The 26,155-nt window shown below is 74.6% G+C and carries 26 protein-coding genes; 12 read left to right on the top strand and 14 right to left on the bottom strand.

Going from position 1 to position 26,155, the window contains the following annotated elements:
• Window positions 1-95 (top strand): acyl-CoA dehydrogenase family protein (locus AB0C87_RS10020; RefSeq protein ID WP_360577316.1); only part of this gene is annotated, 95 nt, incomplete at its 5' end.
• Window positions 96-170: 75 nt separating this feature from the next.
• On the opposite strand, the gene AB0C87_RS10025 is transcribed toward AB0C87_RS10020, so the two are convergent.
• The 3 genes from AB0C87_RS10025 to AB0C87_RS10035 form a co-directional block, all read right to left on the bottom strand.
• Window positions 171-770 carry a hypothetical protein gene (locus tag AB0C87_RS10025; RefSeq protein ID WP_353835734.1) on the bottom strand — a complete coding sequence of 200 codons (600 nt, stop codon included), beginning with the start codon at window positions 768-770 and terminating at the stop codon, window positions 171-173.
• Window positions 771-873: 103 nt separating this feature from the next.
• Window positions 874-1,680 carry a thioesterase family protein gene (locus AB0C87_RS10030; protein ID WP_345187744.1) on the bottom strand — a complete coding sequence of 269 codons (807 nt, stop codon included), beginning with the start codon at window positions 1,678-1,680 and terminating at the stop codon, window positions 874-876.
• A gap of 66 nt (window positions 1,681-1,746) precedes the next feature.
• Entirely contained in the window at window positions 1,747-3,417 is a 1,671-nt protein-coding gene (locus AB0C87_RS10035) for an LCP family protein (RefSeq protein ID WP_345187742.1), read from the bottom strand.
• A gap of 270 nt (window positions 3,418-3,687) precedes the next feature.
• Between AB0C87_RS10035 and AB0C87_RS10040 the strand changes: the two genes are divergently transcribed.
• Both AB0C87_RS10040 and AB0C87_RS10045 read left to right on the top strand, forming a co-directional pair.
• A complete protein-coding gene (locus AB0C87_RS10040) occupies window positions 3,688-4,740 on the top strand; it encodes a glycosyltransferase family 2 protein (RefSeq protein WP_345187739.1) in 1,053 nt (350 codons plus the stop codon).
• A gap of 100 nt (window positions 4,741-4,840) precedes the next feature.
• Window positions 4,841-5,560 carry a hypothetical protein gene (locus AB0C87_RS10045; RefSeq protein ID WP_345187736.1) on the top strand — a complete coding sequence of 240 codons (720 nt, stop codon included), beginning with the start codon at window positions 4,841-4,843 and terminating at the stop codon, window positions 5,558-5,560.
• 25 nt (window positions 5,561-5,585) lie between these two features.
• On the opposite strand, the gene AB0C87_RS10050 is transcribed toward AB0C87_RS10045, so the two are convergent.
• Both AB0C87_RS10050 and ispD read right to left on the bottom strand, forming a co-directional pair.
• Window positions 5,586-6,341 carry a glycerophosphodiester phosphodiesterase gene (locus AB0C87_RS10050; protein WP_360577147.1) on the bottom strand — a complete coding sequence of 252 codons (756 nt, stop codon included), beginning with the start codon at window positions 6,339-6,341 and terminating at the stop codon, window positions 5,586-5,588.
• Window positions 6,338-7,039, bottom strand: a complete 702-nt coding sequence (ispD, locus tag AB0C87_RS10055; protein WP_360577148.1) for a 2-C-methyl-D-erythritol 4-phosphate cytidylyltransferase — start codon at window positions 7,037-7,039, stop codon at window positions 6,338-6,340. The genes AB0C87_RS10050 and ispD overlap by 4 nt, the downstream gene beginning before the upstream one ends.
• Window positions 7,040-7,120: 81 nt before the next feature.
• Here ispD and AB0C87_RS10060 point away from each other — a divergent pair, with 81 nt between their 5' ends.
• From AB0C87_RS10060 to AB0C87_RS10085, 6 genes are read left to right on the top strand one after another with little or no spacing between them, the layout of a single operon-like run.
• Window positions 7,121-7,885: a hypothetical protein gene (locus AB0C87_RS10060; RefSeq protein ID WP_353835739.1), complete on the top strand. Its 765-nt coding sequence runs from the start codon at window positions 7,121-7,123 to the stop codon at window positions 7,883-7,885.
• Window positions 7,882-8,535 carry a DUF5941 domain-containing protein gene (locus AB0C87_RS10065; RefSeq protein ID WP_360577149.1) on the top strand — a complete coding sequence of 218 codons (654 nt, stop codon included), beginning with the start codon at window positions 7,882-7,884 and terminating at the stop codon, window positions 8,533-8,535. The genes AB0C87_RS10060 and AB0C87_RS10065 overlap by 4 nt, the downstream gene beginning before the upstream one ends.
• Window positions 8,532-9,263 carry a sugar phosphate nucleotidyltransferase gene (locus tag AB0C87_RS10070; protein WP_353835553.1) on the top strand — a complete coding sequence of 244 codons (732 nt, stop codon included), beginning with the start codon at window positions 8,532-8,534 and terminating at the stop codon, window positions 9,261-9,263. The genes AB0C87_RS10065 and AB0C87_RS10070 overlap by 4 nt, the downstream gene beginning before the upstream one ends.
• A gap of 46 nt (window positions 9,264-9,309) precedes the next feature.
• The gene (locus AB0C87_RS10075) at window positions 9,310-10,383 is read left to right on the top strand and encodes an iron-containing alcohol dehydrogenase family protein (protein ID WP_345177635.1); all 1,074 of its coding nucleotides are present in this window, start codon (window positions 9,310-9,312) and stop codon (window positions 10,381-10,383) included.
• Window positions 10,373-11,263 carry a CDP-alcohol phosphatidyltransferase family protein gene (locus AB0C87_RS10080; protein ID WP_345177639.1) on the top strand — a complete coding sequence of 297 codons (891 nt, stop codon included), beginning with the start codon at window positions 10,373-10,375 and terminating at the stop codon, window positions 11,261-11,263. The genes AB0C87_RS10075 and AB0C87_RS10080 overlap by 11 nt, the downstream gene beginning before the upstream one ends.
• A complete protein-coding gene (locus tag AB0C87_RS10085) occupies window positions 11,260-12,141 on the top strand; it encodes a glycosyltransferase family 2 protein (protein WP_345177642.1) in 882 nt (293 codons plus the stop codon). Before AB0C87_RS10080 ends, AB0C87_RS10085 begins: the two co-directional genes overlap by 4 nt.
• A gap of 72 nt (window positions 12,142-12,213) precedes the next feature.
• On the opposite strand, the gene AB0C87_RS10090 is transcribed toward AB0C87_RS10085, so the two are convergent.
• From AB0C87_RS10090 to AB0C87_RS10115, 6 genes are all read right to left on the bottom strand, one after another.
• Window positions 12,214-12,852 (bottom strand): TetR/AcrR family transcriptional regulator, encoded by a 639-nt coding sequence (locus AB0C87_RS10090; protein WP_345177645.1) that lies wholly within the window; start codon window positions 12,850-12,852, stop codon window positions 12,214-12,216.
• 69 nt (window positions 12,853-12,921) lie between these two features.
• Window positions 12,922-15,369, bottom strand: a complete 2,448-nt coding sequence (locus AB0C87_RS10095) for an AAA family ATPase (protein ID WP_353835552.1) — start codon at window positions 15,367-15,369, stop codon at window positions 12,922-12,924.
• Between the two features lie 88 nt (window positions 15,370-15,457).
• Window positions 15,458-16,084: an SDR family NAD(P)-dependent oxidoreductase gene (locus AB0C87_RS10100; RefSeq protein WP_353835551.1), complete on the bottom strand. Its 627-nt coding sequence runs from the start codon at window positions 16,082-16,084 to the stop codon at window positions 15,458-15,460.
• Window positions 16,081-16,818: an acetoacetate decarboxylase family protein gene (locus AB0C87_RS10105; RefSeq protein ID WP_360577150.1), complete on the bottom strand. Its 738-nt coding sequence runs from the start codon at window positions 16,816-16,818 to the stop codon at window positions 16,081-16,083. The genes AB0C87_RS10100 and AB0C87_RS10105 overlap by 4 nt, the downstream gene beginning before the upstream one ends.
• A gap of 58 nt (window positions 16,819-16,876) precedes the next feature.
• Window positions 16,877-17,374 (bottom strand): SRPBCC family protein, encoded by a 498-nt coding sequence (locus AB0C87_RS10110; protein ID WP_345177653.1) that lies wholly within the window; start codon window positions 17,372-17,374, stop codon window positions 16,877-16,879.
• Window positions 17,375-17,407: 33 nt separating this feature from the next.
• The gene (locus tag AB0C87_RS10115) at window positions 17,408-18,004 is read right to left on the bottom strand and encodes an HD domain-containing protein (RefSeq protein WP_360577151.1); all 597 of its coding nucleotides are present in this window, start codon (window positions 18,002-18,004) and stop codon (window positions 17,408-17,410) included.
• A 159-nt stretch (window positions 18,005-18,163) separates the two neighbouring features.
• Between AB0C87_RS10115 and AB0C87_RS10120 the strand changes: the two genes are divergently transcribed.
• Window positions 18,164-20,137, top strand: a complete 1,974-nt coding sequence (locus AB0C87_RS10120; RefSeq protein ID WP_360577152.1) for a PQQ-binding-like beta-propeller repeat protein — start codon at window positions 18,164-18,166, stop codon at window positions 20,135-20,137.
• Between the two features lie 31 nt (window positions 20,138-20,168).
• Here AB0C87_RS10120 and AB0C87_RS10125 read toward each other — a convergent pair whose 3' ends face one another.
• The 3 genes from AB0C87_RS10125 to AB0C87_RS10135 all read right to left on the bottom strand — a co-directional run bounded on the left by AB0C87_RS10125 (window position 20,169) and on the right by AB0C87_RS10135 (window position 24,242).
• Window positions 20,169-21,302 (bottom strand): glycosyltransferase family 4 protein, encoded by a 1,134-nt coding sequence (locus AB0C87_RS10125; RefSeq protein WP_360577153.1) that lies wholly within the window; start codon window positions 21,300-21,302, stop codon window positions 20,169-20,171.
• 204 nt (window positions 21,303-21,506) lie between these two features.
• The gene (locus AB0C87_RS10130; protein ID WP_345177663.1) at window positions 21,507-22,769 is read right to left on the bottom strand and encodes a nucleotide sugar dehydrogenase; all 1,263 of its coding nucleotides are present in this window, start codon (window positions 22,767-22,769) and stop codon (window positions 21,507-21,509) included.
• Window positions 22,770-22,787: 18 nt separating this feature from the next.
• Window positions 22,788-24,242 (bottom strand): glycosyltransferase family 4 protein, encoded by a 1,455-nt coding sequence (locus tag AB0C87_RS10135; RefSeq protein ID WP_360577154.1) that lies wholly within the window; start codon window positions 24,240-24,242, stop codon window positions 22,788-22,790.
• Window positions 24,243-24,295: 53 nt separating this feature from the next.
• Here AB0C87_RS10135 and wecB point away from each other — a divergent pair, with 53 nt between their 5' ends.
• A complete protein-coding gene (gene wecB / locus AB0C87_RS10140) occupies window positions 24,296-25,378 on the top strand; it encodes a UDP-N-acetylglucosamine 2-epimerase (non-hydrolyzing) (protein ID WP_345177878.1) in 1,083 nt (360 codons plus the stop codon).
• Window positions 25,371-26,111, top strand: a complete 741-nt coding sequence (locus AB0C87_RS10145) for a hypothetical protein (protein ID WP_345177668.1) — start codon at window positions 25,371-25,373, stop codon at window positions 26,109-26,111. The genes wecB and AB0C87_RS10145 overlap by 8 nt, the downstream gene beginning before the upstream one ends.
• The last annotated feature ends 44 nt before the right edge of the window (window positions 26,112-26,155 follow it).

Genomic DNA, 26,155 nt, shown 5'->3' on the forward strand with positions numbered 1-26,155 from the left:
TGGAGCGGATGATGCGCGACGCCAAGATCACTCAGATCTACGAGGGCACCAACCAGATCCAGCGGATGGTCATGGCCCGCCAGATCCTCAGGTAGGACACGGCGGCGCGCACGGAGGGGCGGGCCGCATGGCCCGCCCCTCCGTGTACGCGGCTCGTCGCCCCGGTCGGCTCAGTCGTGCGAGACGTCGAGGATCATGGCGCCGTTCTTGGCGCGGTGCGGCCGCAGCGTGAGGCCGTTGAAGGTCGCGGTGGCGCGGGGCCAGGACGCGTCCATCGAGGCGACCATCACGCCGTTGCGGCCGCGCGAGGAGAAGATCAGCCGGTTGCCGTCGACCTTGACGTGCAGCGGGTCCAACCCGAGCCTGCGGTCGAACTTGATCGTCTGACCGTCCTTGATCTCGACCTGGCACTCGGCGTCCTCGCAGGCCTTCAGGTCGGTGCCGTCCCTGGCCTCGGACCTGCCCTTCGGCGCCTTGGGCGCCGCGGCCTCCTGCTCCGGTGCGGCGTTCGGCCTGGGAGCGGCGGCGGGCTCCTGCGCGGTGTTCGGCTCGGCGTTCGCCGCCGCGTTCTGGTCCGGCGCCGGGTCGGACGACGAGTCCATGGTGAACGGGCCGGTGCCGAGCGCCGGGTTCGTGCCGGGCGGGGCGTCCGCCTGCGGCGGGGCCGGCGGAGGCGCGGTGCGCGCGACGCTCGCGGCGGCGATGCCGCCGCTGAGCGCCACCGAGATGGCGGCGGTCGTGGTGAGCAAGCCGAGAATCCTTGTGGACATCTCTGCACTCCTGACGAGGTGGGAACTGTGCTCTCTGTCGCCCGGGCGTTACTCACCGTAGCAGAATGTCACGCAGAGTGTTGATCGGCTGGGCGGGCCGTGTTCAGCCTCGCGGGCGCTCGTCCACGAGGAGGGTCTGCAGGACGCGGCCGAGCTCGCCCGAGCGGTCGGCGAGCGTCCCCTGGCAGAGCGCGCTGCCGCCCGGGGCGGCGTCCAGGGACGCGGCGAGGCACAGCCACTCGCCCGCGGGGTCGCGGTGCAGCGCGACGGTCACGTCGGTGTTGATGATCAGCCACTCGGCCACGTCGAGCTGGCTGCCGACGCCCGACGCGCTGTCGGCGAGCGTCAGCGCGCGGACGAGCGGCGTGTCGGCCTCGCCCGCGACCAGCGGGATCCGCGGCCGCGCCCAGACCGTCCCCGGGCCGGGCTCGCCGAAGGCGCCGCTGACGAGCCGCCACTCCATCGCGGACAGGTAGCCGTCCCGGTGCATGCCCGCCCACGCGCCGAACGGCTCCGTCGCCTCGGGCAGGTCCGGCGGCGCGGCGGCGTGCACGACCGGCTCCAGGCGCGCGGGGGCCGCCATGATCCGCCAGGCGCTCGCGCGGGCGACCGGCCGCCCCTCGTGCGTGATCTCGCCTTCGAGGAGGGCGACCCTCCTGCCGGGGCGGACCGTGCGCACGGCGACCTCCAGCTCCGCCACGGGCACGGGGCTGAGGATCTCGACGGTCACCCGCGCCACCCGGGTGCCGGGGACGGGGTCGTGCCGCTCGAAGGCCCGCCCGAGGAGGGCCGAGAACGGGCCGCCGTGCTGGAGGCCCGGCGACCAGGGGCCCGCCGTCGCGGGTGTGGAGGCGAACCGCCCGCCGCCGAGCGGCTCGTAGAACGATCCGGCCGGCACGTCCTCGCCCATGCTGCGTCCTCCCCGCCCATGACTAGAAGAACATTCTAGAAGGCGGGGGCGGCGGGGACGCCCGGGTCAGCCGCAGAGCTTCTGGGTGGCCGTGCCGGTCTCGATGGACGACCCCCCTTCCGTCGGCGTGGCGCTCGGCGACTCCTTCACCTCGACCTCCTTCACGCCGGCCCAGTCCGCGCCGTCCCAGTCGGCTCCGACCATCACCTGCACCTGGGAGCCGAGCGAGGAGACCTTCTTTCGCTTGGCGTCCGGGATCGCGGCGGCGAGGGTCCGGGCCGAGTCCTCCCGTCCCGGCCCGTACAGGATCTGCGTGGTCTGCTGCCCGCGGCGCGCCACGCCCGGCGCGACGGACACCTTGAAGCCGGCCTTGCGGAGCTCGCCGCCCGCCTTGGTGGCCAGGCCCCGGGTGCCGATCGCGTTGAGGACGCGGACGGAGATGTCGCCCGGCGGCACCGTCAGCTCGTTCTCGGCCTTCTTCGTCGGCGTGGCGCTCGGCTTCGGGCTCTCCGTCGCGAGCGGCTGGTCGCGGCGGAGCCGGGTGAACAGGTCGCGCGCCTTGTGCTGGTCCCACTGGACGGTCGACTGCTGGGACGGCGCGTTCCACAGCACGGTGTTGTAGGCCGGGTTCGACAGCGGCACCTTCGCGAACGTGACGTCGTCGGTCGACAGGTTCTTCATCTGGTCGGCGAGGCCCGGCAGGTTGTCGGCCAGCTTCTCGTCGACGCGCAGCGACTTCAGCGAGGCGTTCAGGAACTTCGTGGACTTGACCGGGTCGCCGAGCGTCTTCGTCGACAGCGCCTGCTTCATCATCGCCGCCATGAACTGCTGCTGCCGGTCGATGCGGCCGAGGTCGCTGCCGCCCGTCAGGGAGTAGCGGGCGCGGGCGAACGCCAGGGCCTTCAGGCCGTCCACGTGCGACTTGCCCGCCGGGAGCTTCAGGCCGCTCTTCTTGTCGTCGACGGCCTGCTCCGTGCACACGTCCACGCCGCCGATCGCGTCGACCATGTGCACGAACCCGTAGAAGTTCACCTCGACGTAGTGGTCGATCGACACGCCGGTGGCCTGCTTGACCGTGCTGACGGTGAGGTCGGGCCCCCCGAACTGGTAGGCCCAGGTGAGCTTGCCGGGACGGGCCGGGACCCGCGTGCCCTTGGCCCCCTCCGACCCGTTCGACCTGTGCCCCGGGATGGTCACGTAGGAGTCGCGGGGCAGGCTCACGACCGACACGCTGTCGTGGTCGCGGGACACGTGCACCAGCATCATCGTGTCGGAGCGCTCGCCCGCCTCGTGCCCGAGCTTGGCGGCCTTCTGCTGCTCCTTCGTCAGGCCCTCGCGCCGGTCGACGCCGGCGACCAGGATGGTCATGGCGCCCTTCGGCGTGTCCCTGCCCTTGCCGAGCCCGCCGACCGAGACCTTGTCGATCATGCCCGTGACGTAGTTCTGGAACGCCCACGCGCCGCCCGAGGTCAGCAGCACGAACGCCGAGGCCGTCCCGGTCAGGGTGAGGAAGCGCTTCTGCCGCCGCGCGCTCGTCGCCGCCCGCGGGCTCAGCCCCCGGCCCGGCCGGCGCGGCCCGCGCGGGCTCTCCACCGGGACGCGCGGCGCCGGCATCCCGTCGATGGTCACGCCCTCGATGTCGCCGTCGTCCTCGGCCGCGTGGGCGCCGGGACGCGGCCGGAAGTAGCGCTCCAGGGGGTCGGCGTCGCCGCGACCCGAGTCGTGCCCGTCTGCCATACCGGCCGCCGCCTCCCGAAGATCACGTGCTGACGCGAGTCCCCACCACTCTAAAGTGGGGGACACCCGTCCGTTCGCTACCTGGACCTCGTGTCCTTGCAGTAACGTGGCGCCGTCTTGACCACACCCCGGCGGCCCGCACGCAAACCTGGGTGGCGTGGGCTGCGTCAGACAAGCGAGCAAGAGAGAGGAAGGGGCGCCTCACTCCGGTCCGCCGGACGGGAGCGCCCGCGAGCCCACATGAATTCGTCTCCCCATGCCCAGCGCGCCATGAACCAGGAAACCCGCTACGCCGTGAAGCCCCTTCCCGACTCCGGTCAGCGCACGTGGCCCGCCGTCTCGGTGGTGATGCCGGTCCTCAACGAGGAGCGCCACCTGACCGACGCCGTGCGCCGCATCCTCAGCCAGGACTACCCGGGCGAGCTGGAGCTCGTGCTCGCCATCGGGCCGTCCCGCGACCGCACCGAGGAGATCGCCCGCAAGCTGGCCACGGAGGACGCGCGCCTCATCGTCGTCGCGAACCCGACGGGGCGCACCCCCCAGGGCCTCAACATCGCGATCAAGGCCTCGCAGTACTCGATCATCGTCCGGGTGGACGGGCACTCCCTGCTGCCCGCCGACTACGTGCGCGCCGCCGTCGAGACGATGGAGGAGACCGGCGCCGACAACGTCGGCGGGATCATGGCGGCCGAGGGCGTCACCCCGTTCGAGAAGGCCGTCGCGCGCGCGATGACCTCCAAGCTCGGCGTCGGCAACGCGCGCTTCCACACCGGCGGCGAGGCGGGCGAGGTGGAGACGGTCTACCTCGGCACGTTCCGCCGCAGCGCGCTCGACCGCGTCGGCGGCTACGACGAGACGTTCACCCGCGCGCAGGACTGGGAGATGAACCACCGCATCCGGCAGTCCGGCGGCCGGATCTACTTCACGCCCCGCATGCGCGTCACCTACCGGCCCCGGCCCAACCTGCGGGCCCTCGCCAAGCAGTACTTCCACACCGGGCGCTGGCGGCGCGTCGTCGGGCGCGAGCACCAGGGCACGCTCAACCTGCGCTACCTCGCGCCGCCGATCGCCGTCGTGGCGATGGCGGCGGGCGTGGTCGCGGGGGCGTTCGGGTTCTGGCCCGGGTGGATCCTGCCCGGCGGGTACGCGGCCGCGATGATCGCCGGCGCGGCCGTGGAGGGGCGCGGGCTGCCTCCGGCCGCCTGGATCCGGCTCCCGCTCGTCTTCGCCACCATGCACGTGACCTGGGGCGTCGGATTCCTGACCAGCCCGCCGCGGCTCGGCCAGCCCGCTCCGATCAAACCGGGCGAATCCATTCAGTAACGGGGCAAAAAAGTACGATCACCTCCGAACCGCCATGGTGCGCGGCCCGTCTGACCGTTAGGTTTGGCGGGATCTCGCCCGTCGCGGTTCGGAGGTGGCCATGTCCAACGGAGCGCGCCACGGTCTCGGCGTGTTGGTCGGGCTCGTGGTCACCCCGGTGATCGCGCTGTGCCTGATGTTCAGCACGACCAAGTTCACGGACTACTTCCGGTACTTCTTCACCCGGGGCGGCGAGGACCGCTGGATCGGCGCCGCGCTGGTCGTGGTGGCGGCGGTGCTGGTGGGCCTGGCCGCCGGGTCGCGCCTCTCGCCGCTCGCCTCGCTGATCCCGGGGGCCGCCTACACGGCGATCGGCCTCCTCTGGCTCGCGTCGCCGCGCTTCGCGGTCGAGCACTCCGGACGCGATCTGCTGGGCCGCCAGCTCTACCAGGGCTACACGACGCTCGCCCCGTACGGGGTCTTCCTCCTGCTGGGCGTCGCGTTCCTGGTCGCCTCCCTCGCGCCGTCGCGGTGGAGGGCCCGCACCGCGGCCGGGCCGCGGTACGGCGGCCCGCCTCCCGCGCCGATGGGCCCGCCGCCCATGCCCGGCGGCCAGGCGCCCATGGGAGCGCCCCAGCCGCCTCCCGCGCCGGGGCAGAGCCCGCCCTGGCACGGCGCGCCGCAGTACGGGCAGCAGCCCTCCTCGAACCCGCCTCCGCTGCCGCCGGCGCGGCACGCCGAGGAGAGCCGGTCCGAGCCGCCCGCTCGGAGCGGCCGCTCCGACGACGACGAGTCCCCCGGCGAGTGGACGCAGATGTACGGCGGCAACCGCCCGAGCTGACCGTCCGGCCGGCGCCGCCCCTCCGCTACGCCCGGACGGCCGCGAGCGCGCCGGGGACGTCGTTGACCACCATCGCGTCGAACCCGGCCTCCGCGTAGGTCGGGGCGGCCTCGGCCGACGGGCACCACGCGATCGCCTCCAGGCCCGCCTTGTGGGCGATCTCCACGCAGTGCTCCAGCGGCCGCAGCCGCGTGTCGGGGTGCTCGATGCCGCACGAGCCGGTGTGCACGGCGACGACGTCCATGCCGAGGCCCGCCGCGGCCGGGACGGCGTGCCACAGCGGGAACCGCAGCCAGGTCAGCAGCCCGAGCGGGACCCCCGGCGCCTCCTCGCGCAGGAACATCAGCAGCGACGGGTCGAACGAGGTGACCAGCAGCCGCCGCCGCTCCGCCTCCCGCCTCAGCACCGGGGCCAGGAGCGCGCCGGTGCGGCGGGACGGCTCGTCCAGCGCGTCCTCCAGCACGGTCTTGACGTCCACGTCCACCGCCACGTCCGCCGGCAGCGCGTCGAAGATCTCGGTGAGCAGCGGCAGCCCGCTCGCGGTGGCGGGCAGGTCGACCAGGTGGTCGCCGTCCACGGTCGTCGGGTCGTGCCGCAGGACGAGGGCGTCGTCGGCGGTCCGCGTCACGTCGATCTCGATCCAGGACAGGCCGGCCTCCACCGCGGCGAGCATCGAGGGCAGCGTGTTCTCGGCGACGGCCTCTTGCGCGCCGGGCGGGACGACCTCGCCCGAGCCGAAGCCGCGGTGGCCGATGACGGTGGGGGTGTTCTCGAAGATCACGGTGCTTCCTCGCTGGCGAGATGTTCGGCGATGACGGCGTCGAGCGGCTGGGTGACCTTGAGGTTGCGCTCGCTGCCCGTCACGACCCGGATCGGGACGTCCGGCAGGTAGCGGTGCACGATCCCGCAGTCGTCGGTGGCGCGCAGCCCCGGGTCGGCGAGGGCCAGCTCGTAGGCCTTGCGGATCGTGCCGAGCCGGAAGCCCTGCGGCGTCTGGAACCGGGCCAGCGTCTCGCGCGGCGGCATCGAGGCGACCGTCCCGTCCTCGACCACCACGATCGTGTCGGGCGACGGCACGCCGACCGCGACGGCCTCGCAGGCGTCCAGCGCGTCCAGCACGCGGTCGATGACCGGGCGGCCGACGAACGGGCGGGCCGCGTCGTGGAACAGCACGCGGACGTCGTCGGGGCGGTCCTCCAGCAGGCGCAGCGCCGCCGCGGTGGACGCGGTCCGGGTCGAGCCGCCCTCGATCACCGCCGCCGTCTTGCGGAACGGCGCCGCGATCGAGGCGGCCTCGCGCAGATGCCCGGGCGCCATCACCACCACGACCTCGCCGATGCCCGGATGGGAGTCGAACGCGTGGACCGCGTGCGCCAGGATCGGCCGCCCGCCGACCTCCATGAGCTGTTTGGGGCGGCCGGCGCCCATGCGCGCGCCGACCCCGCCGGCGAGGACCACCGCAACCGTCCGCGTCGCCATCTCTCCCGGTTTCCATGACTCTGCGTAGTCGAGCTACTACGCTTTGCACTGCACTGCTTCTGTGACCGGCTGGAGGCACCGATGGATCAGGCGCCCGCGCGTGAGCGGCCGGTCACGCTCAACGTACCGGACCACCCCGCGATCATCCGCCCGGATCGAGAGGCCGCCGATGCCGTGGACACCCTGGATGCGGAGGGCGCGCGCCCGCGCGGCCCCGCCGAGCCGGGCGGCCTCGTCGCCGCCTACCTGACCGGGCCCTGCGCCGCGGTCGTCGCCCGGTGGGCCGGTGAGCGCGGGATCACCGCCGGAGCCGTGTCGGCGTCCTCGCTCGCGCTCGCGGGCCTGGCGGCGGTGTGGTTCTCCGACGGGGCGCGCGGCGGCCTGGTCGCCGGCGCGCCGCTGCTGGCCGCCTCGCTCGTCCTCGGGCAGGCGGGCGCCGGCCTCGGCCGCCGGGCGAACCCGTTCGCCGTCCGGCCGGACGCCGTCCTCGACCGCGTCGGGGAGCTCGCCGTCTACGCGGGCCTGGCGGCCGGCGCCACGGCCGCCGGGCGGAGCGCGTGGTGGCTCGCGGTGGGCGCGGCGGCGCTGCTGTCCGTCCGCCACACGGTCTCGGCCTCGTACGCGGCGGGCCGGCGCGCCCGCCGCCCGCGCCCGTCCCGCCGGGGCGGGGTCGCGGGGCGGGCCGCCGAGAGCCTGCGGCTGCCGTTCGGCGAGCGGTTCGCGCTGATCGCGGTCACCGCCGCCCTCGCCGACGCGCGGCTGACGTTCGCGGCCCTGCTCGCGTGGGGCTCCGCCGCCGCCGCGCTGTCCCTGGGCGGACGGGCGGCGAGGTCGCTGGCGCCATGACGGGCGTGCGGACGTACCGCGACGACGGCCCGCTCTCGCGCGCCCTCGGCCGGGCGTCGGGCGGGCGGCTCCCGCCGCTGCCGGCCGCCGTCCTCGCGGCGGCCGCCGCGGCCGTCCTGCTCGCGGCGGGCCCGCTGCCCGGAACGCGGCTCGGGCCCGAGCCGGCGGTGTTCGCGCCGCTCGTCGTGCTGCTGCTGGCCGGGCCCGCGTCCGAGAACCCCCACGCCGGGCGGCTGGACTGGCTGGTTCCGCCTATTCTGCGCGGGATCGAGTATGGTTACCTCGCCGTGTTGGGGGACGCGCGGGCAGTCCCGGCGCCGCTCGTCTACGTGCTGCTCACGGTTCTCGCGCTCCACCACTACGACGCCGCCTACCGCACCCGCCAGGGGCGCCGGCCGCCGCGGTGGGTCCGCCTCGCCGGACTCGGCTGGGAGGGCCGGATGCTGTTCACGGCCTTCGCGGGGGCGTTCGCGCCGCTTCCGTTCGCGTACGCGGCGCTGGCCGCCTACCTTGGCGTGTTGTCCGGCGGAGAGAGCGCCGCCACGTGGGCGCGGCACGGCCGCGCCGGCGCAGTGACGATCGACCTGACGAAGAAGTTGTCCGAGGGTGTGGGGGACGGGCCCCACGGCGAGAGGGAGAAGAAAGCATGATCGGCATGGTGCTGGCGGCGGGCGCGGGCCGGAGGCTGCGGCCGTACACCGACACCCTCCCCAAGGCCCTGGTCCCCGTGAACGGCGAGACCACCATCCTCGACATCGCCCTCGGCAACCTCGCCGAGGTCGGGCTGACCGACGTCGTCATCGTGGTCGGCTACTGCGCGGACGCCGTGCGCGACCGCAAGGCCGCCCTCGAGGAGCGGTACGGCGTGTCGCTGACGCTCGTCCACAACGACAAGGCCGAGGAGTGGAACAACGCCTACTCCATGTGGCTCGCTCGGGAGCACTTCTCCAAGGGCGTCCTGATGGTCAACGGCGACACGGTCCATCCGGTGAGCGTCGAGAAGACACTATTGGCGAACCGCGGACCGGACATCCTCCTGGCGGTGGACGACGTGAAAACTCTCGCCGACGAGGAGATGAAGGTGATCCTCGACGGCGAGGGCCGCCTGAAGACCATCACCAAGCTCATGGACCCCGCCACCGCGAACGGCGAGTACATCGGCGCCACCCTGATCGAGCCCGCCGCCGCCGGGCCGCTGGCCGACGCGCTCAAGGCCACCTGGGAGGGCGACCCCGACCTCTACTACGAGGACGGCTACCAGGAGCTCGTGAACCGCGGCGGACGCATCGGCGTCGCGCCGATCGGCGAGGTCGACTGGGTCGAGGTCGACAACCACGACGACCTGGAGAAGGCCCGCCGGATCGCCAAGGGCTACTGACCGCACGCACGGCACGAACCGACCGCACGACGGCACGAGGAGGCCCATGCCCCTGCTGACGCGGATGCTGAACGCGCCGCTCTCCATCGACGTGCGGCGGGGAGCCGTGGCGACCCTCGGCGAGCTGCTCGCCGACAGGCGGATCGCCACCGAGGGGCGCGTCGCGATCGCGGTCGGTCCCGGCCAGGGCGACCAGATCGCCGAGCACGTCCGGCCGTCCCTGGCCGCCTGCGAGGTGTTCCACGTCGAGGGCGGCACCGTCGAGGCGGCGGTCAACCTGGGCTCCCGGCTGCGCGCCGGGTCCTACGAGGCGGTCGTCGGCATCGGTGGCGGCCGCACGATCGACGCCACCAAGTACGCGGCGACGCTGTCGGGCATCCCGATGGTGTCGGTCGCCACGAACCTGTCGCACGACGGGATCTGCTCGCCGGTCGCCTCCCTCGTCCACGACAAGGGCAAGGGCTCGTTCGGCGTCGTGATGCCGCTGGCGATGATCGTCGACCTCGACTACGTGCGCGCCGCGCCCGACCGGCTCGTCCGCGCCGGGATCGGCGACGTGGTGAGCAACTTCTCCGCCGTGGACGACTGGCTCCTCGCGGCCGACGAGTGCGGCGAGCGGATCGACCGGATGGCGCTCACCGTGGCGCGCACCGCCGCCGAGGCCCTGCTGCACCAGCCCGGCTCGATCGACTCGGACCGGTTCCTGACGGTCCTCGCCGAGGGGCTCGTCCTGTCGGGCATGGCGATGGCGTTCGCCGGCGACTCCCGCCCGGCGTCCGGCGGCGACCACGAGATCCTGCACGCCATCGACCACCTCTTCCCGGACACCGCCAACCACGGCGAGCTGGCCGGGATCGGCGCCGCGTTCTGCTACCACCTGCGCGCCACCCGGCTCGGTGCGGGCGAGGAGCGGCTCGAAGAGATCCTCGCCTGCCTCGGACGCCACGGACTGCCCCGGTTCCCGGCCGACATCGGGCTGTCCGCCGAGCAGTTCGCGGAGGCGGTGCTGTACGCCCCGCAGACCCGCCCCGGCCGCTATACGATCTTGGAACACCTCAGCCTCGACGAGGGCGAGACCCGCAAGGCGGTGCACGAGTATGTCCAGGCCCATGGAGGCTGAGCTGTCCGGGCAGAACCCTTCCCCGCAGCCCCCCGGCTCCCCCGAACCACCCGGCCCCGCGGAGCCGTCCGGCGACGACCACCGGCCGCACCGCAAGGGCGCGAAGGTCGCCGACATCCGCCGGTACGGCCAGCCGCCCGGTCTGAAGGACCGGCGCAACGAGGAGCACTGGGCCGGCCGCCTCTACATGCGCGACCTCTCCCCGTACTTCGCGTGGATCTCGCTGCGCCTCGGGTTCAGCCCCAACCAGCTGACCTACCTGATGATGCTCAGCGGCGTCCTCGCCGGCGTCGCGGTGTCGCTGCCCGTCGACCCGCTGTGGACGGCCCTCGCCGGCGCGTTCCTCATCCAGGTCTACCTGCTGCTCGACTGCGTCGACGGCGAGGTCGCCCGCTACCTGCGGCAGACGTCGGTCGCCGGGGTGTTCCTCGACCGGATCGGCCACTACCTGTCGGAGGTGTCGCTGCTCGCGGGGCTCGGCTTCATGGCGCAGGGCGGCTGGGAGAACGGCGGCTGGGTCGAGCTCGGCCTGCTCGCCGCCCTCGGCGCCGCGCTGATCAAGGCGGAGACCGACAACGTCGTCGTCGCCCGCGCCAAGTCCGGGCTGACCGCCGACCCGACCGGCGGCGACCGCGCGCTGCGGCCCCGCTCCACCGGCATCGCGCTGGCCCGGCAGGCGGCGTCCATGCTGCGCTTCCACCGCATCATCGGCGCGGTCGAGCTGTCGCTGCTGATCCTCGCCGCCGCCGTGATCGACACCCTCACCGGCGCGGACGACCCCGTCGCGGTCCGCGTCCTGACGGTCGCCGTCGCCGCCGTCGCCGTCCTGCAGACCCTGCTGCACCTCGTCAGCATCCTGGCCTCCCGGAGGCTGAAGTGAAACTGTCCGTCGTCGTCCTCACCATGGGCAACCGGCCGGAGGAGCTCGCCCGCGCCGTCCGCAGCGCCCTGGAGCAGGAGCACGTGGACGTCGAGGTCGTCCTCGTCGGGAACGGCGCCGACCCCGTCGGCGAGGCGGCGGGCGCGCCGCCGTTCGACGACGAGCGCGTCAAGACCCTCAGCCTCCCGAAGAACCTCGGCATCCCGGGCGGCCGCAACCGCGGCGTGGAGGCGTCCTGCGGCGACGTCATCCTGTTCCTGGACGACGACGGCTGGTACCGCTCGCCCCGCCTCGGCGCCCACCTGCGCGACCGGTTCTCCGCCGAGCCCGACCTCGGCGTCGTCTCGTTCCGCGTCCGCGACCCCGAGGGCGGGCGCGGCGAGCGCCGCCACGTCCCGCGCCTGCGCGCGGGCGACCCGGAGCGCTCGTCCCCCGTCACCACGTTCCTCGGCGGCGCCTGCGCGATCCGCCGCGCCGCGTTCGACGCCGGCGGCGGCCTCCCCGAGGACTTCTTCTACGCCCACGAGGAGACCGACCTCGCCTGGCAGATCCTCAACGCCGGCTACCGCATCGTCTACGACGCCTCGGCGGTGATGTTCCACCCCGCCGTCCTGCCGACGCGGCACGCCATGTTCTACCGCTACAACGCCCGCAACCGCGTGTGGCTGGCGCGCCGCAACCTGCCGTGGCCGCTGGCGCTCACCTACCTCGCCGTCTGGGTCGGCATGACCCTCCTGCGCGAGCGCAAGCCGAGCGCCCTCAAGCCGTGGTTCAAGGGCTTCGTGGAGGGCTGGCGCAAGTCCGCCGGGCCCCGCCGCCCCATCTCCTACCGCACCGCCTGGCGCATGACCCGCACAGGCCGCCCCCCGATCATCTAGGGGTTCGCGCCTTCCCAGGGGGGCGACCCCCTGGGACTCCCGCCACGCGCCGGACGATCCTCACGCCACGGGTCAGGGGGTCGTCACGGCCGCGACGATGAGGCGGGTCAGTTCGGTGGTGATGTCGTCCAGGGGGACGTGCTGGTCGCGGGCCGACCAGTGGTGGACGAGGTTGTTCACGGCGCCGATGACGGCGATCATCGTGAGCCGGTGGTCGCGGTCGGCGGCCTCGCCGCGCCCGGCGGCCTCGCGGACCATCGCGAGCATCGCGTCCTCCCACTGGCCGCGCCAGCGGAAGCGGTGCCGCTCCAGGCCGGCGCTGACGCCGATCACCTCGACGAACGCGATGCGGGCCCAGCGCGGGTCGCTCGCGGTGACGGTGACGAACGCGCGGACGGCGCTCTCGACGCGGGCCGGGAAGGCGGCGCCCGCCTCCCTCCCGTACGCGGCGGAGACGGCCTCGGCGGCGCGCTCGTTGATCCCGCGGTGCAGCGTGGTGAGCAGTTCCTCGCGCCCGGAGAACTCCTCGTAGAAGTTGCGGGTCGACACGCTCGCGGTCGCGCACAGCCGCTCGATGGACGTCGCCGCGTACCCGCGCGTCCCGAACAGTTCGAGCCCGGCGGCCAGCAGGCGGTCGCGCCGCTCCGCACGGCGCTCCTCGGCCGACCGGCCTGCGTAGCTGCGCCTGGGTGCGGGATTGCGGCCGCTCATCGGTCTCCGTTCACCCGTGCGGATGGGGCAGCGTCAGCCTAACGCCGGGCGGAGCGGCGCAGGGCCCCGTCAGCCGGTGACCAGCGCGTCCCTCCACCCGGGGTCGGCGGTGAGGACGGTCAGCCGCTGCGTGGCCCGCGACACCGCCACGTACAGCACGCGCAGCCCGCGCGGGGACTGGGCGGCGACGGTCTCCGGCGCCACGATCACGGCGGCGTCGAACTCCAGGCCCTTGGCCTCCAGGACGTCGAGCACCTGGACGCGCTCGGGCAGTCCCGCGCCGAGCCGGTCGCGTTCGGCGGCGTCCCAGGCGGCGGCGGACCCCCCGAACAGCGAGGCCTGGCCGCCGGACTCCTCCAGGGAGAGCGGGACGATCAGGCCGATGGTGCCGTCGACCTGGCCGAGCAGCTCCTCGACGGCGGCGCGGGCGGCGGAGCCGAGCCCGGGTTCGGGGACGACCCGGACGACCGGCTCGATCCCGGACGTGCGGACGGCGCGGGCCGGCTTCGCGTCCGGCAGCGCGCGGGCGAGCACCCGCGCGGAGACGGCGGCGATCTCGGTGGAGTTGCGGTAGTTCGTGGTCAGCTCGTACTCGTGCCGGGCGCGGGGCGGGGGCGCCTTGCGGCCCCGGCGGCGGTTCCGGGACGCGGGGCGCTCGCCGCCGAGCGCGGCCTCCATCGCCCGCCGGGCGGCGGGCAGGTCCTCCCAGGCGCTCTGGGCCGGGTCCTCGACGACCGTCCAGCTCGCCTGGCGGCCGCGGCGGCCGAGCATCCGCCACTGCATGGGGGACAGGTCCTGCGCCTCGTCCACCACGAGGTGCGCGTACTCGGGGCGCTCCTCGACCACGCCGTCGTCGACGCGGCGGGAGCGCTCCAGCCGCTCGATGGACGTGGTGAGCTCCCGCATCTCCGGCTCCCACGTCTCGTCGACGACTTCCTCGCCGGTGAGGATGTTGACGCCGTCCACGACGAACGGGTCGTCCTCGGACGGCGCGCCGCGGCGGCGGGACGGCCGGGGCGGGGAGCCGAGCAGCGCGTCGATCTCGTCGAGCAGCGCGACGTCCTGGTAGCTGAGCGGCGCGCCGTCGCCGGCCCAGGAGGCGGCGAGCGGCTCGACGTCGGCGCGGTCGACGTCGCGCCCGGCGGCGCGGCGCAGGCGGGACGGGTCGCCGAGCGAGCGCAGCACGTCCAGCGGGCGGCGGATCGGCCACCAGGCGACGAGGAAGTCGGTGAACGCGCGCTGCTCGCGGACCCGCGCGTCGAACTGGGCGCGCTTCGGGTCGCCGCCCGCGGCCCCGTTGCCGCGCGCGGGCTCCTCGTCGAGGGAGGCCAGCCCGTCGGCGGCGAGGATCGCGTTCCACAGGCCCGCCTCGGCGCCCTCCTCGGCCTCGGCCGCCTCGGGGCCCCCGACCTCGCCGAAGCGGTGCCAGAGGGCGTCCAGGAGCATCTCCGCGGCCCGGCCGCGGGCCGCGTTCACGCTGCCGCGGCTGCGCCGGTGGACCTCGTTCCGGATGCGGTCGAGGCGGGCGCGGTCCAGGGCGACGACGACGCCCTTGAACACCACGCGCAGCTCGTCCGGGGCGCCGGGGGCGTGGTCGGCGACGGCGCGCCGCAGCACCGTCACCATCGCCTCCGCGCCCTTGACGCGGGCGAGCCGCGGCGTGTCGTGGACGGTGGCGGTGGCGCCGTCGACGAGGTCGCCGAGCGAGCGGAGCGTCGCCGACCCTTCGCCGAGCGACGGCAGCACGCGCTCGATGTAGGCGGTGAACCTGCGGTTCGGGCCGACGACGAGGACGCCGCGGGACCCGAACCGGCGGCGGTGCCGGAACAGCAGGTAGGCGACGCGGTGCAGCGCCACGGCCGTCTTGCCGGTGCCGGGGGCGCCGCGCACCAGGACCGTCCCGTCGGCGGGGGCCCGGATCACCTCGTCCTGCTCGCGCTGGATCGTCGCGACGATGTCGCGCATCGCGCCCTCGCGCGTGCGGGCGAGGGAGGCGAGGAACGCGCCGTCGCCGATGACGGTCATCCCGTCGGACGCCTCGGGGTCGAGGAGGTCGTCCTCCAGGTCGACGACGGTGTGGCCGCGCGAGTGCAGCACGCGGCGGCGCACGACGCCGCGCGGGTCTTCGGGGGTGGCGCGGTAGAAGTCCTCGGCGGCGGGCGCCCGCCAGTCGATGACGAGCGAGTCGTGCTCGCTGGTGCGGACGCCGACGCGGCCGATGTAGCGGACCTCGCGGGAGGCCAGGTCGAGCCGGCCGAACACCAGGCCGTCGTCGGCCACGTCGAGGGCCTGGACGCGCAGGGCCGCCTGGTGGACCATCGCGTCCCGGTCGACGAGCGAGCCCTTGGTGCCGGCGAGCGACTGGCGGTAGCCCTCGCGGATCATGGCCTGGGCGTCCGCGCGCATCTCCTCCAGCCGCGTGTAGGCGGTGTCGACGTAGCGCTGTTCGGCGGCGATCTCCCGGTCCTTGACCGTGCCGCGCGGATCGGTCGGGCGCCCGTTGACCTGGGACGACATGCAGGCTGCTCCTCGCGCGTGTGTCATGCCGGGGACATCCCCGGCACCCCGAAGGCGAAAGAGACAGCTTATGCGGTCCGGGTGACGTTCAGCGTCGGGCGAGCGCCGCCAGGAGCGGTCGGCGCGCCGGCCGGACCCGTACGTGGACGTCCGGGGCGGGGCGCGCGAGCGAGCGGTCCATCGCGTCGAGGACGAGGCCGTGCGGCGTCCCGGCGGCCGCGTGGACGCAGCGCAGCGTCACGCCCTGCCCGCCGTGCTCGGCCCAGAGCGCGTCGGCGTAGGCGGCCACGGCCGCGGCGGACGGGCTCGCGGGCGGGCCCGAGGCGTCCGGGCAGAGGAACAGCTCTCCGGCCCGCCGTTCCAGCATCCCCGGCAGAGTGGCCTGGACGACGACGGCGGCGCCGAGGACGTTCGTCCGCAGGTCGTCCTCCACCTCGCCGAGCGGCCGCGCCAGGACCGGCCCGGACGGCGCGGCCGACGCGGCGTGGACGACGCGGTGCACCGGGCCGGCCATCGCCAGCACCCCCGCCACGGCGCCGGGGTCGGTGACGTCGCACACCCGCGCGTGGGTGTTGGGGGAGCGCTGCGCCGTCTTGGCGAGGCCGAGCTCGTCCACGTCCACCGCGACGACGTCCCACGCCGCCGCGGCGAGCCGTCGCGCCGCCATGGCGCCGAGCCCGTGCGCGGCGCCGGTCACCAGGGCCGTCCGCTTCACGTGCGCACCTCCTCGGCGCCCTGGAAGACCATCCGCAGATGCCCGACCGTGCTCGTGGTGAGCGCCCGCGCCCGGTCGAGCCCGAGGCCGCGCAGCTCGTCGGCCACCGGATGGTCGCCGAGGACGACCTTCGCGCCGCCCGGACGGGTCCGGACGCCGGACGGCGTGAGCGTCCACGGCGTCCGGCGGGTCACGCCGTCCAGGCAGGAGTAGGCGTCGACGCTCGGGGCCGCCGAACCGGCCGGCGTCGGCACGCCCGGCCGGATCGCCACCTCGATCGCCGTCCGCCCGCCCAACCGCACCGCGCAGCGCTTCACGCGCCCGGAGAGGTCCATGGGGATGTCGGCGATCTCCTTGGGGAAGCCCCAGATCGTCCGTCCGGCCTCCAGGGTGAACTCCTGGTTGACCGGCAGCCAGTGGATGAACGCGCCGATCCCGCGCATCCGCCCGAGCACGCCCTGCGACGGCGCCTCGCCGGGCGGGCGCACCAGGAACGCGACGGCGAACTCGTGGTAGGGGCCGAGGTCGCCCTCGGCGTACCGGACGAAGGCCAGCGAGCAGACGGCCCTGCCGGGCAGCGGCTCCGCGACGGCGAGCCCGGAGTAGGCGATGACGTCCTGGGCGGCGCGGGCGGGCACGACGAACATCGCCGAGCCGACGGCGGCGTCACGGATCCGTACCGGGAGCGCGACCCGCTCGCCCTGGATCATGTGCGCGTGTGCGGTCGTGGTCACACCACTAAGTAGAACAGGTTCTCGTTTTGCTGCCAAGCACCGGAGCCCGGCAAGGGGGTCAGCCCTTCCCGACGGCCGTCCGGATCCGGTCGAGCGTGGCGCGCATCCCCTCGCGGTTCACCTCGGCGCGCTCCCCGGCGGGGACGCCGGTGAAGACCTTGCCGAGCAGCGACACGAACCCGGCGCCCCGGTGGTCGCGGCGCTGGTCCTCCCAGTACTCGGTGAGGCGGGTGCGGGGCGCGGACGGGTCCTCGGAGACGTTCTCGAACCGGTACCCCCACAGCGCCACCGGCACCCCGAAGCTCGACACCCGGAAGGCGAACACCTCACCGGGCACCGCCGCGCTCACCTGGCAGGTGGTGAACCACACGCGCCAGCCGAGGCGGTTGAAGCCGACGAACCTCGTCCCCGGCCTGACGGCGCGCCCGCGCACCCACGTCGCGAACACCTCCGGGCTCCACTCGCCCATCCGCCGCAGATCCGCGACGGCCGCGTACACGTCCCGCGCCGGCGCGGCGACGACCACGCTCTCCTCGACGACCCACTCGCGCTCCATGGGACCGCATCCTCCCACTCGATGACCGGTGGGTCACAGGAGGTGGGCGAAACGGCGCCGCCAGTCGGCATACCAGGCTCTGAACCACGGCTCGGACTCGGCCAGCGGGACGACGTAGGTGAGCGTCTCGGCGTAGTAGCGGCGCTGGAAGTCCGGCGCCATCCGGTCGAGGGTCTGCACGTTGCTGGCGCGGTCGGCGAGCTTGACCAGGACCGCCTCGCGAGGGGCCTCGCCCAGGCGCCGCAGGTAGGCGGCCTTGGCGGCGCGTTTGGCCTGGCGCCCGGCGCCCGCGGCGGGCGGCTTGGTGACCCAGTCGACCAGTTCGGTCACCTCGGGGCCGAACTCGGCCTCGACGTCGGCGAGGGAGGCGGGCGTGTCCTCGACGACGTCGTGCAGGACCGCGGCGGACAGGACGGCGGGCGTCGTCACCCCCGCCCCGCGCACCAGCACTTCGAGGGCTTCCAGCAGGTGCTCGACGTAGGGGTCGCCGGTCGGCCGCCGCTGGTCGCCGTGCCAGCGCAGGGCGGCGGCGACGGCCCGTTCCAGGCCGTCCACGTCGACGGGCGCGCCGGACGCGACGATGTCCGCGCGGGCCGTCTCCCAGGCGTGCCAGCGGGTGAAGACCTCCACGGGTTCGCTCCGTTCTTCCCGGCCGTGTCGCGCGGGAGCCCCGTACAGGGCATGGTGGGTGTCGTCCATATGAGCAGTCCTCGGTGATAACCGTACGTGGAGGGAGGCGGCGCGGTCGTGGTCGGGAGCCGGCAGCGGCCTGACGGCCGACCGGAGTCCGTGGGCAGGGTCCGCGTCACGCTCGGCCTCCTGTCCGGGGCGGTCGCCGTCGCGCTCTGCGTCGTCCTCGTCGACACCTACGTGCTGCGCGCCGAGTGGTGGCAGGTCCGCCACACCGTGACCGGGGAGCCCGTGGCGCCGCAGAGCGGCGTGGGTCCGCCGCCGGGCCCGCTGGCGGTGAGCTGGGAGCATTCGACGCGGACGCACCGCGGCTCGGTCGCGGGTTACGACGGCGTCGCCTACCAGGTCGCGCAGGGGCAGGTCGTGACGGCGTCCGGGCACGGCATCGAGGCGCGCGACGCGCGCACCGGCGGGGCCCGCTGGAGCTACCGGCGCGCCGGGTGGTCCCTGCTCGGCTGGACGTCCACGGGGTCGCGGGTCGTCGCCTACTTCGAGCGGGACGGCGACCGCGGCGAGCGGACGCTCGTCGCGTTCGACGCGCTGTCGGGCGGGCAGCTGTGGCGGCGCGCGGACGAGCGTCCCGCCGCGGTGTCCCGGACGACGCTGCGCTGGCCCGCCGGGTCCGACGTGCTGCTCACCGCCGACGAGGGGCGCCGGACGCTGTTCGGGGTGTCGGCCGTGACGGGGAACCGGGTGTGGCGGCTGGCCCTGCCGCGCGGCTGCTGGTTGTTCGAGGGCGGGGCGCACCCGTCCGACGGCCGGGAGGGGCTCGCCGCGGTGGGCCTGCGCTGCGCGGGCCCCGGCGGCGGCAAGGGGCGCCGGAGCCGGCTGCTCGCGCTCGACCCGACGAAGGGCCTCGTGCGCTGGGAACGGGGGCTCGACTCCCGGGAGTCTCCCGAGGTGTCGATGCTGGACGGCGTGACGCTCGTCTCGGACGGGACGGCCCTGCGCGCGTTCGACGACGGCGGCCGCCAGTTCGCGGTCTGGAAGGGCGACGGGGTCTGCGGCGACCTGATGTGCCCGGGCGTGCTCGCGCCGGGGCGGCTCGTGGTCGTCTACCACCCGGACGGGACGGGCACCGAGGGGGCCGGCGCCGGGACGGGGACCGGCGGCGCGGGCGCCGGCGGCGTGGCGGCGGAGGAAGCCCGCATGGAGGCGGTGGACGTGCGGTCCGGGCGGGTCGGGTGGAGCCGGGACGTGCCCGCGTACACCGCCCTCGCGCAGGCCGGCGGGCAGGTGTTCGCGCTGCGCCCGCGGCTGTCGGAGCGGCTGCTGCCCGCGGGCGTCGACATCGTCGAGCCCGGCGACGGGAGCACCACGACCGCGCCCGCGCCGTTCTCGATGGACCCCGACCTGCCGGGCGTCCGGCCCTGGCTGGCGGCCGCCGGCGGGCTGCTGTACGCGGCCCTCCCGCAGGCAGCGCCGCGCCCGGACGGCGCGGCGCGGCTGGTCGCCCTGCGCGGCGGGCTCGCCGGCACCGGGCCGCCGGAACTCGGCGGCGTGCCGGCGAAGGACTGGCCGGACGCGTGCTCCCTGCTCAGGAAGCCCGATCTGGCCGCGGCGCGCCTGACCGGCTACGTCACCGGGCCGCGCCGCGCGTCGGCCGGGTCGGTGCGCCTTCCGCACCCGGTGTCCTGCACGTACACGCCGCGCGGCGGCAGGCGCGACCCGGCCGGGTCCGGCGCGCGTGTGTCGCCGTCGCCCAAGCCGAGCGCGACGGGCTCGGCCACGCCCGATCCCTCCGCCGGGCCGCGGGAGGGCGGCCCGGAGCGCGACGACGGCCCGGAGGCCGCCGTCACCGGCCTCACGGTGAGCGTCCGCTGGGTGGCCGACACCGACGCGGCGGCGTCGCGGATGCTGGAGTCGCTGCAGGCCGCGCAGGCGCAGGCCCGGCGGCGGCGCGACATCGGGGGCGACGAGGCCTACGAGATCGGCCCGACCGCCGGGATGATCGCGCTGCGGGTCGGCCGGTGCGTGGTGATGGTCGAGGCGAACCGCCCGCCGGGAGCCGCCGCCCGCCTGGCCCGGTCCGTCGCCTACCGCCTGCGCCACCTGTCCGAGGCCCCGTCCTGACCGGGCCCGCCGCCCGTCCCCGCCGGGCGGCTCAGAACTCGGGGACGGGCTCGGCCTCGGGTTCCGCGACGACCGTGGGGGAGCGGCCCGCCCACGCCTCCAGTTGGGCGACGAAGCGTTCGGCGTGGACGGGCCAGTGGAACCGCTCCCGGGCGGCCTCGTAGCCGCGCCGGCCGAACGCGGCGCGCAGGACGGGGTCGTCCCGCAGCCGCAGGACCGCCTTGGCGGCGGCCTCCGGGGCGCCGAACGGGACGATCACCCCGCACTCGGCGGGCTCCACGATGCCCACGGCCGGCGGGTTCGGCGTGCTGATCACCGGGATGCCGCGGGCCATGTACTCGACGACCTTCGTCGGCATGGAGTGCCGGTAGTTCGGCTCGTCGTGCAGCAGCGCGAGCCCGGCCATCGCGCCCTCGGCGATGCGCAGCGCCCGGTCGTTCGGGACGAACCCGTACCAGCGCACGATCCCCTCGCGCTGCGCCGCGCGCAGGGCGTCCCGGACGTCGGCGTCGGCCGCGCCGATCAGCTCCACCAGCACACCCTCGGCGGCCAGCGTCCGGGCCATCTCGATCATGTCGAGGGCGCCGCGGGCCCGCGAGAGCTGCCCGACGTAGACGGCGCGGCGGCCGTCCGGCGGTCCGGGCGGCAGGTCGGACACGTAGGTGGTGTTGGGCACGACCGGGTGGTCCTCGCGGAACCGGTCCCGGTAGCCCTCCTCGGCGAGCAGCAGCCGGTGCCGCCGCTCGGTGCGCCGCTCCAGGCGGCGCACGGCCGGGCGCAGGAGGGGGCGGGCCGGCCCCGGCACCCAGCCCTTGGCGGACAGGGCCGCGGCGGTGTCCTCGTGGACGTCCCAGACGACCGTGCGGCCCTGGAGTTCGCGCGGGAGCGACACCAGCAGCTCGGGGTCGTGCAGGAGGACCACGTCGGCGTACGCGGCGTGCTCGGCGAGCGCGCGGTGGGCGGCGCGCAGGGCCCGGACCCGGCGCCGTCCGGTGGCCCGCGGGACGTCCACCGGGCTGATCTGGCGCCACGGGGTCGCGTTGCACGCCCGGAAAGGGGCGATGTAGGTGACCTCGTGGCCGGCGTCGAGCAGGGCGCGTATCTGCCGGTGCAGAATGCGCGCGTCTTCGGGGTGGTGCACGACCGTGCAAACGCAGACCCGCATCACACTCACTCCGCAACGTCCGATTCGTCCATCACCGGCGAGTCTCGGGTGCCGATGGAAATTGCCGATGAATTCCCGCTGTCCGGGGCGTGGACGCTGCCGGGCTACTCTTCCTCGTACGAAAGGGAAGGCCGCCGGTCACGCGGAACCCGCCGATGGGAAAAGCCCTGTCAAAGAAGCCCGCCACCGAAATGCGCCCGCCCGTCACAGGAGCTCGACGGTGTCCTGCTGGACGTTGCGCGTCCGGCCGCGGGTGTCGAACAGCAGCCGGGCGTGCCGCGCCAGGGTCGCCGCGTCGTAGGCGGCGTGGTCGGCCAGCACGATCGCCAGGTCCGACGCCTCCAGGGCGGCGGCCAGGTCGTCCCCGGCGGACGGCACCGGCTCGCCGTCCACCTCCCACAGGGTGACGAACGGGTCGTGGAACGACAGGTCGGCGCCGAGGCGGGCCAGCCGCCGCGCCACCGGCCGGGCCGGCGACTCGCGCTGGTCGGCGATGTCGGCCTTGTAGGTGACGCCGAGCAGCAGGACCCTGGCGCCCTTGAGCGCGCGTCCCTCCCGGTTGAGCAGCTGCTGGGCGCGTTCCGCGACGTACCGGGGCATCCGGTCGTTGATCTCCTGGGCCAGCTCCACGAACCGGAACGGGTAGCCCAGCGAGCGGACCTTGTAGGACAGGTAGTTCGGGTCGATCGGGATGCAGTGCCCGCCGACGCCCGGCCCCGGCCGGAACGCCTGGAACCCGAAGGGCTTGGTGGCCGCGCAGTCGATGGCGTCCCACAGGTCGATGCCGAGCTCGTTGCAGAACACCGCCATCTCGTTGACCAGCGCGATGTTGACGTGCCGGTAGGTGTTCTCCAGCAGCTTGGCCATCTCGGCCTCGCGCGTCCCCTTGGCCTCCACGACCCGGTCGACGAACTTGCCGTAGAACGCCGAGGCCGCCGACGCGCAGGCCGGGGTCAGCCCGCCGACGATCTTCGGGGTGTTGCGGACGCCGTAGACCGGGTTGCCGGGGTCGATCCGCTCCGGCGAGAACGCCAGGTGGAACTCCTCCCCGGCGACCAGGCCGGACGTCTCCAGGATCGGCCGCACGACCTCCTCGGTCGTGCCCGGGTAGGTGGTGGACTCCAGCACCACGAGCGTCCCGGGCTCCAGGTGGCGGGCGACGGTCTCGGCCGCGCCGCGCACCGCGGTCAGGTCCGGTCCGCCCTCCGGCGAGAGCGGCGTCGGGACGCAGATGACCACGGTGCGCGCGCCGTCCAGGACGTCCTCGTGCAGGCTCGGGGCGAACCCCGCCCGCAGCATGTGCTCGACCTCGTCCGCCGACACGTCGTCGACGTGCGACATCCCGGCCTTGAGGCCGGCGACCACGCGCGCGTCCCGGTCGAGCCCGCCGGCCCGCAGGCCGGCCCGGCAGGCCTCCCGCACGAGCGGCAGCCCCACGTATCCGAGTCCGATGACCACGAGATCCACGCGGCAGCCCCCTTCGATCTATGTGCTCTGGCGTGTCGGGAAGCGATAGGCGGCCCGGTATCCGGCCGTCACGGCGCGCCAGGTCCGTTCCGCCGCGACCCATTCACGGGCCGACCGCCCGATTTTCTGTCTCCTTTCGGGACTGTAAGCCAGATCTTCCAGGCAATTCGCCCAGGCTTCCGGGTCTTCCGGAACTGTTAACGCCCCCGTCACGCCCGGTTCCACGATTTCGCGAAGAGCCTTGACATCACTGGCTATAACGGGGATTCCCCCCGCCATGGCCTCGATCGGTTTCAGAGGCGTCACCAACTGGCACACCCGGTCCGCCCGGCGCGGAACCGCGAAGACATCGAGGACGGCGTGGTACTGGCGAACGGACTCCATCGGCACCCGGCCGGTGAACACGGCGTGGACGCCGCGTTCGGCCGCGCGCCGTTCGAGCGCGCCGCGCTCGGGGCCGTCCCCGACCAGCAGGAGGGTGACCGGAGCGCCCCGCTCGCGCAGCAGGGCGGCGGCGTCGATGAGCGTGTCGATGCCCTCGTAGCCGTAGAACGACGACGTCAGGCCGGCGACGGTGGCGCCGCGGTCGATCCCGAGCCGCTCGCGCAGGCCGGAGCCGTCCGGGAGCGGCGCGAGGAACGCCTCGTCCACCCCGTTCGGCACCGTGAAGATCTTCTCCGCGGGGACCCCGCGGGAGGCGATCTCCGCGCGCATCGCCTCGCCGAGCGTCACGACCGCGTCCGCCTCGGCCATCCGGCGGGTCTCCAGCTCGCGGGTCAGCCGGTAGAACTCGTCGTCCTCGCGGTGCGCGGGGTCGCGGGACAGCCAGGAGTCCTCCAGGAAGCCGCGCACCTCGTACACGACCGGGACGCCGTGGCGGCGTCCGAGCTCCAGCGCGACGGCCGCGTTCAGGTGGTTGCTGACCGCGTGCAGGACGGACGGCCTCAGCTCCTCGACCAGCCGTCCGGCGAGGTCGGCGCTCTTCGCCACGGTGTCGCGCGGATCCGTCCGCGGAAACCACGGCAGCAGCCGGTGGTAGGGGACGCCGTCCACGTCCACGCGGGCCCGCCCGTCGGCGATGCCCTGGCTGAGCGGGTATCCGAGCCGGGTCACGATGTGGGGATCGAGCCCCATCTCGCGCTGGGCGAGGGCGATCCGGTGCGTCCGGACGGTGTAACCCGCGTTCGTGCGCGGCAGGGCGTTGGTCACGAACTGCAGGACGGTCGTGCCCTGGACGGCCCCTCGCGCACGCGTGGGCGCGGGTTCGGCGAGCAGGAGCCGCAGGTCCCGCGTCTCGCGTCCCACGTCCCGGGGCTTCGGCACGACGAGGCGGGAGCGCCGCAGCCGGGCGCCGAGCGGGGTCCGGGCGGCCAGCCGCACGGCGAGCCGCGACGCCCTCCCGGGGTCGTCGCGGAGCTGCCGCCAGGCGAGTCCGGCCAGGTAGACGGTTTTCTTCACGGGTTCGTCGGCCACAGGCCGGACGGTAGGGAACCCCGATGAACAGAAGGGAAATTGTGTTGGCACCCATCGTGCACGTCCTCGGGGCGAGGCCCAACTTCGTCAAGGCGGCGCCGGTGATTTCGGCGCTCGCCGCGGCGGGCGCCGAGCAGGCGGTGATCCACACCGGCCAGCACTACGACGCGCGGATGTCGGAGATCTTCTTCGACCAGCTCGGGCTTCCCGAGCCCGACGTCAACCTCGGCGTCGGCTCGGGCGGCCACGCCGAGCAGACCGCCGCGCTCATGATCGGGCTGGAGAAGGAGTTCACGGGTCGTTCACCCGCGCTCGTCATCGTGTACGGCGACGTGAACTCGACGATCGCCGCCGCCCTCGTCGCGGCCAAGCTGCACATCCCGGTCGCCCATGTGGAGGCCGGGCTGCGCAGCTTCGACATGACGATGCCGGAGGAGGTCAACCGCAGGATCACCGACCAGCTCTCCGCGCTGTGCCTGGTCACGAGCCCGGAGGGGATCGGCCACCTGGCCGCGGAGGGCGTCGCGGTGGAGCGGGCGCACCTGGTCGGCAACCCGATGATCGACACGCTGCTGGCCAACCTGGACCAGTTCGACACGGCCGCCGTGCGGGCGGCGCACGGGCTGCCGGAGCGCTACGTCCTCGCGACCATGCACCGGCCCGCGAACGTCGACGCGCCGGAGACGGCCGCGGCCCTCGTCCGGCGCCTGCACGGCGTCGCCGACCTCGCCGACCTGGTCATCCCCGTCCACCCGCGCGGGCGGGCGAACCTGCTGGCCGCCGGGCTGGACGAGCACGACCGCGTGCACATCCTGGAGCCGCTCGGGTACATCGACTTCATCGCGGCCGTCCGGGGGGCGGCGGCGGTCGTCACGGACTCGGGGGGCCTCCAGGAGGAGACGACGATCCTCGGGGTGCCGTGCCTGACCGTCCGCCCCAACACCGAGCGGCCGATCACGATCACCCACGGCACGAACCGGCTCGTCACGTTCGAGGAGCTGGTGCCGGGGGTCCGCAAGTGCCTGGAAGGGGGAGCGGCGGCCGCGGGCGGGCCGGGCGAGCGCAGGCCCCCGCTGTGGGACGGCCACGCCGGCCCCCGCATCGCCGAAGTGATCATGGAGTTCCTGGGTGAGTGACGAGGACAAGAACGCCAAGGCCTACCAGCAGCTCGGGCGGCTGAAGTCCACGCTGCGCGAGCGGGAGGCGCGCCTGGACGAGATGGAGAAGCGGCTCGCGGCCCTGGAGGCCTCGACGGCCGTCCAGTTCGGGCGGCTGGTCGCGGGCGCGGCGCGCAACCCCAGGCGCGGCAAGCGGCTGCCGCGGGAGCTGTACCGGCTCTGGCGCAAGCGCAGCGCCCCGGTCTCGGCCGCGGCGCGCGCGACCGGCGGCGGCGTCCAGCCCGACCGCGTCGAGCGGCCCGAGGACCGGCTGCTCGTCGCGGGGCCCTGCGACGTCCCGATCATCGCGGGGGTGCTCGCGCCCGGCACGGCCGCCGTCCTCGCCGGGCACGCCAGGGTCGTCGCCCTCTACCCGCACGACGCCGCGATCGCCCTCGAGACCGCCGACGTGGACGCGCTCGTGGTGGACGCGGCGGCCGGCGAGCCCGGCGGGCCGTGGGCCTACCTGGGCGTCCCCGGCATGTACGACCGCGATCTGGCGCTGCACGAGATCCGCCGGATCGCCGCGGCCCGATCGCTCCCGCTCGTCCTGTGGGGCGAGGCGCCGCCCGCCACCCTGGCGTCCCTGCACTGGGACGCGACCGCCACCGCGCCCGCCGGGCTCGTCCGCCTCCTCGACCCGGCGCCGTCGCCGGACGCCGGTGGGGGCCCCGCCGCGACGAGCGGTGCCACCACGAGTCCGGCCCGTTGAAAGGAACCACCGTGCGACCACGTGCCCTCGTCTACGGCGACGTC

This window comes from Actinomadura sp. NPDC048021 (assembly GCF_040653135.1).
Taxonomy (GTDB): Bacteria; Actinomycetota; Actinomycetes; order Streptosporangiales; family Streptosporangiaceae; genus Spirillospora; species Spirillospora verrucosospora.

What these genes read in the sequence shown, in the direction of transcription:
- AB0C87_RS10025 (WP_353835734.1), bottom strand. Translation starts at nt 770, where the DNA reads ATGTCCACAAGGATTCTCGGCTTGCTCACCACGACCGCCGCCATCTCG.
- AB0C87_RS10030 (WP_345187744.1), bottom strand. Translation starts at nt 1,680, where the DNA reads ATGGGCGAGGACGTGCCGGCCGGATCGTTCTACGAGCCGCTCGGCGGC.
- AB0C87_RS10035 (WP_345187742.1), bottom strand. Translation starts at nt 3,417, where the DNA reads ATGGCAGACGGGCACGACTCGGGTCGCGGCGACGCCGACCCCCTGGAG.
- AB0C87_RS10040 (WP_345187739.1), top strand. Translation starts at nt 3,688, where the DNA reads ATGAACCAGGAAACCCGCTACGCCGTGAAGCCCCTTCCCGACTCCGGT.
- AB0C87_RS10045 (WP_345187736.1), top strand. Translation starts at nt 4,841, where the DNA reads ATGTCCAACGGAGCGCGCCACGGTCTCGGCGTGTTGGTCGGGCTCGTG.
- ispD (WP_360577148.1), bottom strand. Translation starts at nt 7,039, where the DNA reads ATGGCGACGCGGACGGTTGCGGTGGTCCTCGCCGGCGGGGTCGGCGCG.
- AB0C87_RS10060 (WP_353835739.1), top strand. Translation starts at nt 7,121, where the DNA reads ATGGATCAGGCGCCCGCGCGTGAGCGGCCGGTCACGCTCAACGTACCG.
- AB0C87_RS10065 (WP_360577149.1), top strand. Translation starts at nt 7,882, where the DNA reads ATGACGGGCGTGCGGACGTACCGCGACGACGGCCCGCTCTCGCGCGCC.
- AB0C87_RS10070 (WP_353835553.1), top strand. Translation starts at nt 8,532, where the DNA reads ATGATCGGCATGGTGCTGGCGGCGGGCGCGGGCCGGAGGCTGCGGCCG.
- AB0C87_RS10075 (WP_345177635.1), top strand. Translation starts at nt 9,310, where the DNA reads ATGCCCCTGCTGACGCGGATGCTGAACGCGCCGCTCTCCATCGACGTG.
- AB0C87_RS10080 (WP_345177639.1), top strand. Translation starts at nt 10,373, where the DNA reads ATGGAGGCTGAGCTGTCCGGGCAGAACCCTTCCCCGCAGCCCCCCGGC.
- AB0C87_RS10090 (WP_345177645.1), bottom strand. Translation starts at nt 12,852, where the DNA reads ATGAGCGGCCGCAATCCCGCACCCAGGCGCAGCTACGCAGGCCGGTCG.
- AB0C87_RS10095 (WP_353835552.1), bottom strand. Translation starts at nt 15,369, where the DNA reads ATGTCGTCCCAGGTCAACGGGCGCCCGACCGATCCGCGCGGCACGGTC.
- AB0C87_RS10110 (WP_345177653.1), bottom strand. Translation starts at nt 17,374, where the DNA reads ATGGAGCGCGAGTGGGTCGTCGAGGAGAGCGTGGTCGTCGCCGCGCCG.
- AB0C87_RS10125 (WP_360577153.1), bottom strand. Translation starts at nt 21,302, where the DNA reads ATGCGGGTCTGCGTTTGCACGGTCGTGCACCACCCCGAAGACGCGCGC.